Genomic DNA, 11598 nt, shown 5'->3' on the forward strand with positions numbered 1-11598 from the left:
TACTGAATCCTCACTCATCAGGGCCGCTCTGGAACCCTGTAGAAACGCCTGCGTTTTCCGCCACGTTGCTACAGAGCTGGGGTGGCGGCTTCTATAGTTAGTGTGCCGCCCACTCGATCTTGGAAATATCGACGCCGTCTTTGTACATGTCCCACAGCGGCGACAGAACGCGCAGCTTGTTGACGGCTTCGCAGACTTTCTGCGCGGCGTAGTCGACTTGTTCTTCGGTGGTGAAGCGGCCGAACGTAAAGCGGATCGAGCTGTGTGCCAGTTCGTCGTTGCGGCCCAGGGCGCGCAGTACGTACGAAGGCTCAAGGGACGCCGAGGTGCAGGCCGAACCGGACGAAACCGCCAGGTCCTTGAGCGCCATGATCAGCGACTCGCCTTCAACGTAGTTGAAGCTCAAATTCAGGTTGTGCGGTACACGGGCGGTCATGCTGCCGTTGATGTACAGCTCTTCAAGACCTTCGACCTGCTTGTAGAAGCGGTCGCTCAGGGCTTTGATGCGGATGTTTTCGGCAGCCATGTCTTCCTTGGCTACGCGGAAGGCTTCGCCCATGCCGACGATCTGGTGGGTCGCCAGGGTGCCCGAACGCATGCCGCGCTCGTGACCGCCGCCGTGCATGGTGGCTTCGATGCGCACGCGAGGCTTGCGACTCACGTACAGGGCGCCGATGCCTTTAGGGCCGTAGGTCTTGTGGGCAGAGAACGACATCAGGTCGACTTTCAGCTTCGACAGGTCGATGTCGACCTTGCCGGTGGACTGAGCAGCGTCGACGTGCAGCAGGATGCCCTTCGAGCGAGTCAGCTCGCCGATGGCCGCGATGTCGTTGATGGTGCCAATTTCGTTGTTCACGTGGATCACGGAAACCAGGATGGTGTCTTCACGCAGGGCCGCTTCGATCATGGCCGGGGTGACGATACCGTCGGTGGTTGGCTCGAGGTAGGTGACCTCGAAACCTTCACGCTCCAGTTGGCGCATGGTGTCGAGGACAGCCTTGTGCTCAATCTTGGTGGTGATCAGGTGTTTGCCCTTGGTCGCGTAGAAATGCGCCGCGCCCTTGATAGCCAGGTTGTCGGACTCGGTAGCACCGGAGGTCCAGACGATTTCACGCGGGTCTGCGCCAACCAGGTCAGCAACCTGGCGACGAGCGTTTTCGACCGCTTCCTCGGCTTTCCAGCCGAATACGTGGGAACGGGAAGCAGGGTTGCCGAAGTTTCCGTCAACCAGCAGGCATTCGCTCATCTTTTGCGCGACACGCGGATCAACCGGGGTGGTCGCTGAGTAATCAAGGTAAATCGGCAATTTCATGGACTTTCTCCTAAATCAGGCTGGCTGGCGTGCCGTTAGCTCTTCGGCTGTCACTCGACGGCGGACGCTTCGATCTTGTCCAGACGCGGCGCCTTGGTGTTGCAACGGCGCTGGTCCTGACGCTGGGCTACTTCTTGCACCTCACGGCGAGTCACAAGATCAGCCAAGCTGATACCACTCAAAAACTCATGGATCTGCAGGCTCAAGTCACACCACAGGTGGTGTGTGAGGCAGGTGTCGCCGGCGTGGCAGTCACCCAGGCCCTGGCATTTGGTAGCGTCGACGGATTCGTTGACCGCGTCGATCACTTGAGCCACTTGGATACCCTGCATGTCGCGGGACAACTGATAGCCGCCGCCTGGACCGCGAACACTGGAAACCAGGTTGCTACGACGCAATTTGGCGAACAGTTGCTCGAGATAGGACAGGGAAATGCCTTGGCGCTCGGAGATATCGGCCAGGGACACCGGCCCAGTTTGCGCATGCAAAGCCAGGTCGAGCATGGCAGTCACCGCGTATCGGCCTTTTGTAGTCAGTCTCATGGACAAGTACCAAGGTGTTTCAGAATGGGGGCAAGTATGCGATTCCCGAGTATTTAAGTCAACTATAAGACCTAGTACTTTAGTCAGGATTACCCGTAAAAAGGGCGCGCGAATCATAGCAGGACGGGGTGGGATCGACCAGCGCAACCGGGGCTGCGCCGATCAACAGCAAACACTTAGCCTGCCTTGGTGGAGGCTTCGTCCTTGATTTCGGCGAAGTCTTCTTCGCGAAGCTCCGGCAGATCTTTCGCACAGTAGGGGCTGCCCAAGTCCTTCAACGCGCCGCACATGCCGTCCAGCTTGCCATCTACTGCCTGAAGGTGATCCAGCAACTGGCCAATGGCTCGCGCCACCGGGTCGGGCATGTCTTCGCTGACGCCATAGGCGTCAAAGCCAATCTTCTCGGCCATGGCTTTGCGCTTGGCCTCCTGCTCGTCGCCGACTTCCGGCTTGACGATGATTCGCCCAGGAATACCCACAACGGTTGCACCCGGCGGCACGGCTTTGGTGACTACCGCATTGGAGCCGACCTTGGCGCCCGCGCCGACGGTGAACGGGCCAAGCACCTTGGCACCCGCCCCTACCACCACACCATCGCCCAAGGTTGGGTGGCGCTTGCCCTTGTTCCAACTGGTGCCGCCAAGCGTCACGCCCTGGTAAAGGGTCACGTCATCGCCGATCTCGGCAGTCTCGCCAATCACGATGCCCATGCCGTGGTCGATGAAGAAGCGACGACCGACCTTGGCGCCCGGATGAATCTCGATCCCGGTCAGCCAGCGACCGAAGTTCGACACTAACCGCGCCAGCCATTTCCAGCCCATGCTCCACAAAGCACCGGACAGGCGATGGATCCAGATGGCGTGCATGCCTGGGTAGCAGGTCAGCACTTCAAAGGCATTGCGCGCCGCCGGGTCACGGTGGAAAACACTCTGGATATCTTCTCGCAAACGCTCGAACATTTTTAATCCTTCCGCTTAAGAAGCTCGCCACGGGCCGCTTTCTGGGTTTCCGTGAGGATGCCACGCAATATATTCATTTCCGCCCGGCTGACCGAGCTACGTCCGTAAAGACGACGCAGGCGTGCCATCAAGTGCCGTGGTTTTTCCGGATCGAGGAATTCGATGGCCACCAGGGTTTGCTCCAGGTGTTCATAGAACCGCTCCAGCTCGTCCATGGTGGCCAACTCGCCACTTTTGGTCGAAGCGACCTCTTCCTTCTCGACCTTGCTCGGCTGACCCGCAGCGGCCAGCCAAGCCATGCGCACTTCGTAAGTCAACACCTGCACCGCCGCCCCGAGGTTCAGCGAGCTGAACTCAGGGTCTGATGGGATATGCACGTGGTAATGACATCGCTGCAGCTCTTCATTGGTCAGGCCGGAGTCTTCACGGCCAAAGACCAAGGCGATTTCAGCGCCGCCGGCAGCCTCCTCGACCACCTTGGTGCCGCACTCACGCGGATCCAGCAAGGGCCAGGGGATACGACGGTCGCGGGCACTGGTGCCGAGCACCAGGTTGCAGCCGACCAAGGCATCTTCCAGGGTGGCGACGACCTGGGCTTTTTCAAGGAGGTCATTGGCGCCGGATGCGCGGGCATCGGCCTCGTGGTGCGGGAACACGCGCGGGTCAACCAGCACCAAACGCGTCAGCCCCATGTTTTTCATGGCTCGCGCCACCCCGCCGATGTTGCCGGGATGACTGGTATTGACCAAGACGACACGAATGTTTTGCAGCAAGGGAGGCGCTCTCGGACACGGGAAAGGGGAGCAAATCTTACAGAACAGCCTAAGGTTATGCCATGAAAGCTCACGTCGTCCTTCACCTGAAGAAAGTTTCTGCTAGAATGCTCGGCTTTCTTTAACAACCTTAGGTGACCTATCCATGCAGCCCATGCTGAATATCGCGCTGCGCGCCGCCCGCAGCGCCAGTGAATTGATCTTCCGCTCCATCGAGCGCCTGGATACCATCAAGGTCGACGAAAAAGACGCCAAGGATTATGTATCCGAGGTGGATCGCGCCGCCGAACAGAAAATCATCGACGCGCTGCGCAAGGCCTACCCGACCCACGGCATCCTCGGTGAAGAAACCGGTTTGCACAAAGGCAGCGGTGAAGGCGAAGACTACCTGTGGATCATCGACCCACTGGATGGCACCACCAACTTCCTGCGCGGCATCCCGCACTTTGCCGTGAGCATTGCGTGCAAATACCGTGGCCGCCTGGAACACGCCGTGGTTCTGGACCCAGTTCGCCAGGAAGAATTCACCGCCAGCCGTGGCCGTGGCGCCCAGCTGAATGGTCGTCGCCTGCGTGTCAGCGGTCGCACCAGCCTGGACGGCGCCCTGCTGGGCACCGGCTTCCCGTTCCGCGATGACCAGATGGACAACCTGGAAAACTACCTGGGCATGTTCCGCGCCCTGGTTGGCCAGACTGCTGGCATCCGTCGCGCTGGCGCAGCGAGCCTGGACCTGGCTTACGTTGCCGCTGGTCGCTTCGATGCGTTCTGGGAGTCGGGTCTGTCCGAGTGGGACATGGCTGCGGGCGCGCTGCTGATCCAGGAAGCGGGCGGCTTGGTGAGCGACTTCACCGGCGGTCACGATTTCCTTGAGAAAGGCCACGTGGTTGCGGGCAACACCAAATGTTTCAAGGCAGTCCTGACGGCGATCCAGCCGCACCTGCCGGCTTCACTGAAGCGCTAAGCGAGCGAGCACAAAAAAGCACCCCGAGGGGTGCTTTTTTTATGCCTGTAGAATCGGTTACTGCTGGTTCTGACCCAGGATCAGACGACCTTCTTTGTCGACTGGAATCTGGCTGCCTGGGTCGCGCTCCATACGCACCGAACCTTCCTTGCCATCCAGGTTGTAACGCACGTCATACCCGACCACCTTGTCACTGATGTCGTTAACGGTGTTACAACGGGTTTGCGTGGTGGTGTAGGTATCACGGTTCTGCATGCCTTCCTGAACCTTGTTACCAGCGTAACCGCCACCCACCGCGCCGGCTACAGTCGCCAGCTTCTTGCCATTACCACCACCGATCTGGTTGCCCAGCAAGCCACCCGCCAGGGCACCTACGACCGTACCGGCGATTTGATGCTGATCCTGCACCGGACGCTGCCGGGTCACGGTGACGTCCTTGCAGACCTCACGGGGAGTTTTAATCTGGGTTTTAACCGGCTGCACCGCCAGCACTTGCGCATACTCAGGGCCGCTTTTTACCAGGCTGTAGGTGGCAACAGCACCCCCGGCAGTCACACCGACAGCACCCAATACCGCACCAACCAGCAACGACTTGTTCACATGAACCTCCTGACCATCACAAGCGGACCGAAACGTCCGCGCTATACCCAGCCTTGGAGCAAAAAAAAAGGCGCGAGTTCAATGCTCGCGCCTTTCTTGTATCAGCGGATCAACAAACGCCCATCAAGGACGGTCGTCAACCTCCTTGCCAGTGCTGACCGGAGGGATCAGGTCTTCGCTGTTGAGGTTCAGCCAGATCAGCACCACATTGGCGATGTAGATCGACGAGTAGGTGCCCGCCAGAACGCCGATGAACAGCGCGAGGGAGAAGCCCCACAGGTTGTCGCCACCGAAGATCATCAACGCAGCGATCGCCAGCAAGGTGGAGATCGACGTCGCCATGGTCCGCAGCAGGGTCTGGGTGGTCGAGACGTTGATGTTCTCGATCAGCGACGCCTTGCGCAGTACACGGAAGTTCTCACGAACCCGGTCAAATACCACGATGGTGTCGTTGAGGGAGTAACCAATGATCGCCAACACGGCCGCCAGTACGGTCAGGTCGAACGTGATCTGGAAGTACGCCAGGATACCCACGGTCACGATCACGTCGTGAATCAGCGACACAATGGCGCCGACACCGAACTTCCACTGAAAGCGGAAGGCCAGGTAGATCATGATGCCGACCAGCGCCATCAGCATGCCGAGGCCGCCCTGGTCGCGCAGCTCTTCACCGACCTGCGGACCCACGAATTCAACACGCTTGACCGACGCCGGGTTGTCGCCGCCGACCTTCTGCAAGGCCTCGGCTACCTGGTGACCCAGTTGCGGGTCTTCGCCAGGCATACGCACCAGCAGGTCGGTGGTCGCACCAAAACTCTGCACGATGGCTTCGTGATAGCCGGCCTTGACCAGCTCGTTGCGCACCAGGGTCACATCGGCCGGCTTCTCGTAGGTCAGCTCGATGAGCGTACCGCCGGTGAAGTCCAGACCGTAGTTCAGGCCCTTATGGAACCAGCTGAACAACGCCAGAACGGTAAGGAGCACGGTGACGCCGAACGCAACGTTGCGAACGCCCATGAAGTTGATTGTACGTAACATGGCAGCCCCTTAAATCCACAACTTCTTGAAGTCACGCCCGCCAAAGATCAGGTTGACCATTGCGCGGGTCACCATGATGGCCGTGAACATCGAGGTAAAGATACCGAGGGACATGGTCACCGCAAAACCTTTGACCGGGCCAGTGCCCATGGCAAAGAGAATCCCGCCGACCAACAGTGTGGTCAGGTTGGAGTCGAGAATCGCGGTAAATGCCCGGCCGAAGCCTTCGTTGATTGCACGCTGTACGGTCATGCCCGCCGCGATCTCTTCACGGATCCGCGAGAAGATCAGTACGTTGGCGTCTACCGCCATACCCATGGTGAGTACGATACCAGCGATACCTGGCAGGGTCAGTGTAGCGCCCAGCAGCGACATCAGTGCCAGCAGCATCACCATGTTGCCCGCCAGGGCCACGGTGGCGATGATGCCGAAGAAGCGGTAGATGGCGATGATGAACAGGGACACGAACAGCATGCCCCACAAGGCCGCGTCGATACCCTTGGTGATGTTGTCGGCACCCAGGCTCGGACCGATGGTACGTTCTTCAGCGAAGTACATCGGGGCAGCCAGGCCACCGGCACGCAGCAGCAGCGCCAGTTCCGAGGATTCGCCCTGGCCGTTCAGGCCGGTGATACGGAATTGAGCACCCAGCGGCGACTGGATGGTCGCCAGGCTGATGATCTTCTTCTCTTCCTTGAAGGTCTGTACCGGCACGTCTTTCTCGACGCCGTTGACCATCTGCTTGGTGTAGGTGGTCACCGGGCGTTGCTCGATGAAAATCACCGCCATGCTGCGACCGACGTTGCTGCGCGTAGCGCGGCTCATCAGTTCGCCGCCATGGCCATCCAGGCGAATGTTCACTTCAGGGGTACCGTGCTCGCCAAAACCAGCCTTGGCGTCGGTCACCTGGTCACCGGTGATGATCAAGCCACGCTCGATCAACGCAGGGAGACGGTTACCTTCGCGGAACTCGAATTCTTCAGCAGTCGCACGGGTAGCACCCGGCTCAGCCGCCAGACGGAATTCCAGGTTGGCGGTTTTACCCAGGATACGCTTGGCTTCAGCAGTGTCCTGTACGCCCGGCAATTCAACCACGATGCGGTTGGCACCCTGGCGCTGAACGATCGGCTCGGCTACACCCAGCTCGTTGACGCGGTTACGTACCGTGGTCAAGTTCTGCTTGATGGAGTATTCGCGGATTTCCGCCAGCTTGGCTGGGGTCATCGCCAGACGCAGTACAGGTTGACCGTTGAGGTCGGTCGGTACGATGTCGAAATCGTTGAAGTTCTTGCGGATCAGCGCACGAGCCTGTTCGCGGGATGCTTCGTCAGAGAAGCCCAGCTGGATGGCACCGTTGAGCTGCGGCAGGCTGCGATAACGCAGGCGCTCTTTACGCAGCAGGCTCTTCACGTCGCCTTCGTAGACCTTCAGGCGCGCGTCGAGGGCCTTGTCCATGTCGACTTCCAGCAGGAAGTGCACACCACCGGACAAGTCCAGACCCAGCTTCATTGGGTGCGCACCGATCTTGCGCAGCCAGGTTGGCGTGGTCTGTGCCAGGTTGAGCGCGACCACATAGTCGTCACCCATGGCCTTGCGCACGACATCTTTGGCCGGCAATTGGTCTTCTGCCTTGGTCAGGCGCAGCAAACCGCCCTTCGCATCAGCCGCCAAGGTTGCCGCCTTGACCTGGATACCCGCGTCAACGAGCGCTTTGCTCGCGCGTTCCAGATCGGCCTGATTGACCTGCAGCGAAGTGCTGGCGCCAGTGATCTGGATCGCCGGGTCATCAGGATAGAGATTGGGAGCGGAATAAATAAAACCGATCGCCAGCACCGCCAGGATCAGTACGTATTTCCACAGAGGGTATTTGTTCAGCATCACGCCGCCCGCTTATAACGCGGGGCGCCTTGCGCGCCCCGTCGATTGGTAAAGGTTGTTACTCAGATCGCTTTGAGCGTGCCTTTTGGCAGCGTGGCGGCGATGGCGCCCTTCTGGAACTTCATTTCTACGGTGTCGGAAACTTCCAGAACCACGAAAGCATCGGAAACCTTGGTGATCTTGCCAGCGATGCCGCCGGTGGTCACAACTTCGTCACCTTTCTGCAGGCTGCCCAGCAGGTTTTTCTGCTCTTTGGCGCGCTTGGCCTGTGGACGCCAGATCATCAGGTAGAAGATGACCAGGAAGCCGACCAGGAAAATCCACTCGAAACCACCGCCCATAGGGCCGGCAGCAGCAGGCGCAGCGGCATCAGCCATGGCGTTAGAGATAAAAAAGCTCATTTAGCACTCCAGTTGCAAATAGTGAATCTTAGGGTCGGAAAACTCAGTCCAAGGGCGGCACAGGAAGCCCGCGCTTGGCATAGAAGGCATCGACGAAGGCGGCCAATGTACCCTGTTGAATAGCCTCGCGCAAACCAGCCATCAGGACTTGGTAGTGACGCAAATTGTGGATGGTATTCAACATGCTACCCAGCATTTCCCCACACTTGTCCAGATGGTGCAGATAAGCACGGGAGAAGTTCTGGCAGGTGTAGCAATCACAGGTGGGATCCAGCGGCGAATCATCATGGCGATGGAACGCGTTACGGATCTTCAGCACGCCTGTATCGATGAACAGATGCCCATTGCGGGCATTACGGGTTGGCATCACGCAATCGAACATGTCCACACCGCGGCGCACACCCTCTACGAGATCTTCCGGTTTGCCAACGCCCATAAGGTAACGAGGTTTGTCAGCCGGCATCAGGCCCGGCAGGTAATCCAGTACCTTGATCATCTCGTGCTTGGGCTCGCCCACCGACAAACCGCCGATGGCCAGGCCGTCAAAGCCGATTTTGTCGAGGCCTTCCAGCGAGCGCTTGCGCAGGCTTTCGTGCATGCCGCCCTGGACAATACCGAACAGCGCAGCGGTGTTGTCGCCGTGGGCATTCTTCGAACGCTGGGCCCAACGCAGGGACAACTCCATCGAAATCCGCGCGACGTCTTCGTCAGCCGGGTACGGCGTGCACTCGTCGAAAATCATCACGATGTCGGAACCCAGGTCGCGCTGCACCTGCATCGACTCTTCCGGCCCCATGAACACCTTGGAACCGTCCACCGGCGAGGCGAAAGTCACGCCCTCTTCCTTGATCTTGCGCATGGCGCCCAGGCTGAACACCTGGAAACCACCCGAATCGGTCAGGATCGGGCCTTGCCACTTCATGAAGTCATGCAGGTCGCCGTGCTTCTTGATCACTTCCGTGCCCGGACGCAGCCACAGGTGGAAGGTGTTACCGAGGATGATCTCGGCGCCGGTGGCAACGATGTCGCGCGGCAGCATGCCCTTAACGGTGCCGTAGGTGCCGACCGGCATGAAAGCCGGGGTCTCGACGGTGCCGCGCGGAAAGGTCAGGCGACCGCGTCGGGCCTTGCCGTCAGTGGCAAGCAGTTCAAACGACATACGACTCATAAGGTTCCCTCTGGGCCGCGTGGCGCCGGGTTACGGGTGATAAACATCGCATCACCGTAGCTGAAAAAACGGTACTCGTTGGCGATGGCGGCTTGATAAGCGGCCATGGTTTCCGGGTAACCGGCAAATGCCGACACCAGCATCAACAGCGTGGATTCGGGCAAATGGAAGTTGGTCACCAGGCAATCGACCACATGGAAAGGTCGGCCTGGGAAGATAAAGATATCGGTGTCGCCGCTGAACGGTTTGAGCACGCCGTCACGGGCCGCGCTTTCCAACGAACGCACGCTGGTGGTTCCCACGGCGACGACTCGCCCGCCACGCGCCTTGCACGCCGCGACAGCGTCCACGACTTCCTGGCTGACCTCCAACCACTCGCTGTGCATATGGTGGTCTTCGATGTTATCCACACGTACCGGCTGAAACGTACCGGCCCCCACGTGCAGGGTCACATAGGCGGTCTCGACGCCCTTGGCGGCAATCGCATCCAGCAGCGGCTGATCGAAGTGCAGGCCCGCAGTCGGCGCGGCAACGGCGCCGAGGCGCTGGGAGTACACTGTCTGATAGCGTTCGCGGTCCGAGTCTTCGTCAGGGCGATCTATATAGGGCGGCAGCGGCATATGGCCGACGCGCTCCAGCAGCGGCAGTACTTCTTCGGCAAACTTGAGTTCGAACAGCGCATCATGACGCGCCACCATCTCGGCTTCGCCACCGCCATCGATCAGGATGCTTGAACCCGGTTTCGGCGACTTGCTGGAGCGCACGTGAGCCAGTACGCGATGACTGTCCAGCACCCGCTCCACCAGGATTTCCAGCTTGCCACCGGAAGCTTTCTGGCCAAACAGCCGCGCCGGAATCACCCGGGTATTGTTGAACACCATCAGATCGCCTGGGCGCAAATGCTCAAGCAAATCAGTGAATTGACGGTGTGCGAGGGCGCCACTCACCCCGTCCAGGGTCAGCAGTCGACTGGCGCGACGCTCGGCCAAAGGATGGCGAGCGATCAGCGAATCAGGGAGTTCAAAAGTAAAGTCAGCAACGCGCATGATGGAGTTCGTCTAGCAGGGCCGGGAAGTCTAGCGGAAATAGTGAAAATTGACCATGAAAGGTGATTGACCAACGGTAATCTCATCTCTATACTTCGCCGCCATTGAGCCCTGATGGCGGAATTGGTAGACGCGGCGGATTCAAAATCCGTTTTCGAAAGGAGTGGGAGTTCGAGTCTCCCTCGGGGCACCATCTTAAAAAAAGACCTTGAAATTCAAGGTCTTTTTTTTCGTCTGTAGAAAAGTACATCACCTGCAAAGTTGTTCTTTTGTGAGCGGCACTCCATTCCAACCGCCCCTCCAGGCGCGCCCTGACACGTCCTGTCAGCGCAATGCTCGCTTACCATTCATCGCGCGCCCAAGTGCCTCTAGCAGCTACCGGAGAGCGCTCAGCGTATTTGGGTGCCAGCGCTGCTGCCCCTTATAAAAAACCCTTACTAATGCAGAGCTGAAAACGCCTATGGAAGCGGTCACTCCGGGCTTTTCGGGACTTTTCGACCGTCCAAAACAAAACCCCATCTGCTTTCGCAAATGGGGTTTCGGAATTTAATCTTGACGATGACCTACTCTCACATGGGGAAACCCCACACTACCATCGGCGATGCATCGTTTCACTGCTGAGTTCGGGATGGGATCAGGTGGTTCCAATGCTCTATGGTCGTCAAGAAATTCGGGTACTGAGTCGTGGCAGGTGCCTCGCTTCAGCAAATTGGGTATGTGACAGCTTTCGGTGTTTTTGTGAGATCGAACTTTCGGTTCTATCGTCTTCACACACCGCAATCTGATGCTCTTTCGAGTAGTCAAATTGCTTGGGTGTTATATGGTCAAGCCTCACGGGCAATTAGTATTGGTTAGCTCAACGCCTCACAGCGCTTACACACCCAACCTATCAACGTCGTAGTCTTCGACGGCCCTTCAGG

General features: G+C 58.8%; 11 protein-coding genes, 1 tRNA gene and 2 rRNA genes. 2 read left to right on the plus strand and 12 right to left on the minus strand.

The window, feature by feature from the left end; translation table 11 throughout:
• Positions 1-97: 97 nt before the first annotated feature.
• From ACP7EW_RS08365 to trmJ, 4 genes are all read right to left on the minus strand, one after another.
• Complete coding sequence (locus ACP7EW_RS08365) at positions 98-1312, minus strand: IscS subfamily cysteine desulfurase (protein WP_016971998.1); 1215 nt, start codon at positions 1310-1312, stop codon at positions 98-100.
• 50 nt (positions 1313-1362) lie between these two features.
• Positions 1363-1854: a Fe-S cluster assembly transcriptional regulator IscR gene (gene iscR, locus ACP7EW_RS08370; protein WP_003194020.1), complete on the minus strand. Its 492-nt coding sequence runs from the start codon at positions 1852-1854 to the stop codon at positions 1363-1365.
• Between the two features lie 176 nt (positions 1855-2030).
• Positions 2031-2813 carry a serine O-acetyltransferase gene (cysE, locus tag ACP7EW_RS08375; protein ID WP_426216344.1) on the minus strand — a complete coding sequence of 261 codons (783 nt, stop codon included), beginning with the start codon at positions 2811-2813 and terminating at the stop codon, positions 2031-2033.
• Between the two features lie 2 nt (positions 2814-2815).
• Positions 2816-3586, minus strand: a complete 771-nt coding sequence (gene trmJ, locus ACP7EW_RS08380) for a tRNA (cytosine(32)/uridine(32)-2'-O)-methyltransferase TrmJ (protein ID WP_016977661.1) — start codon at positions 3584-3586, stop codon at positions 2816-2818.
• A gap of 145 nt (positions 3587-3731) precedes the next feature.
• Between trmJ and suhB the strand changes: the two genes are divergently transcribed.
• Positions 3732-4547, plus strand: a complete 816-nt coding sequence (suhB, locus tag ACP7EW_RS08385) for an inositol-phosphate phosphatase (protein ID WP_003175971.1) — start codon at positions 3732-3734, stop codon at positions 4545-4547.
• A 57-nt stretch (positions 4548-4604) separates the two neighbouring features.
• Here the strand turns inward: suhB and ACP7EW_RS08390 are convergent, their stop codons facing one another.
• From ACP7EW_RS08390 to queA, 6 genes are all read right to left on the minus strand, one after another.
• Positions 4605-5147: a glycine zipper 2TM domain-containing protein gene (locus ACP7EW_RS08390; protein WP_010207894.1), complete on the minus strand. Its 543-nt coding sequence runs from the start codon at positions 5145-5147 to the stop codon at positions 4605-4607.
• A 123-nt stretch (positions 5148-5270) separates the two neighbouring features.
• Entirely contained in the window at positions 5271-6185 is a 915-nt protein-coding gene (gene secF, locus ACP7EW_RS08395) for a protein translocase subunit SecF (RefSeq protein ID WP_426216346.1), read from the minus strand.
• Positions 6186-6194: 9 nt separating this feature from the next.
• Complete coding sequence (gene secD / locus ACP7EW_RS08400; protein WP_426216348.1) at positions 6195-8063, minus strand: protein translocase subunit SecD; 1869 nt, start codon at positions 8061-8063, stop codon at positions 6195-6197.
• Positions 8064-8125: 62 nt separating this feature from the next.
• Complete coding sequence (gene yajC / locus ACP7EW_RS08405; RefSeq protein WP_003175975.1) at positions 8126-8464, minus strand: preprotein translocase subunit YajC; 339 nt, start codon at positions 8462-8464, stop codon at positions 8126-8128.
• A gap of 43 nt (positions 8465-8507) precedes the next feature.
• Positions 8508-9623 carry a tRNA guanosine(34) transglycosylase Tgt gene (tgt, locus tag ACP7EW_RS08410; protein WP_003175976.1) on the minus strand — a complete coding sequence of 372 codons (1116 nt, stop codon included), beginning with the start codon at positions 9621-9623 and terminating at the stop codon, positions 8508-8510.
• A 5-nt stretch (positions 9624-9628) separates the two neighbouring features.
• A complete protein-coding gene (gene queA, locus ACP7EW_RS08415) occupies positions 9629-10678 on the minus strand; it encodes a tRNA preQ1(34) S-adenosylmethionine ribosyltransferase-isomerase QueA (protein WP_034115902.1) in 1050 nt (349 codons plus the stop codon).
• A 108-nt stretch (positions 10679-10786) separates the two neighbouring features.
• On the opposite strand from queA, the gene ACP7EW_RS08420 reads away from it, so the two are divergent.
• Positions 10787-10871, plus strand: a tRNA-Leu gene (locus ACP7EW_RS08420).
• Positions 10872-11228: 357 nt separating this feature from the next.
• Here ACP7EW_RS08420 and rrf read toward each other — a convergent pair.
• Positions 11229-11344: ribosomal RNA gene (gene rrf, locus ACP7EW_RS08425) — 5S ribosomal RNA — on the minus strand.
• Positions 11345-11498: 154 nt separating this feature from the next.
• Positions 11499-11598 (minus strand): 23S ribosomal RNA (locus ACP7EW_RS08430); the annotation flags it as partial.

The organism is Pseudomonas sp. DWRC2-2, from assembly GCF_049897885.1.
Taxonomy (GTDB): domain Bacteria; phylum Pseudomonadota; class Gammaproteobacteria; order Pseudomonadales; family Pseudomonadaceae; genus Aquipseudomonas; species Aquipseudomonas azotoformans_A.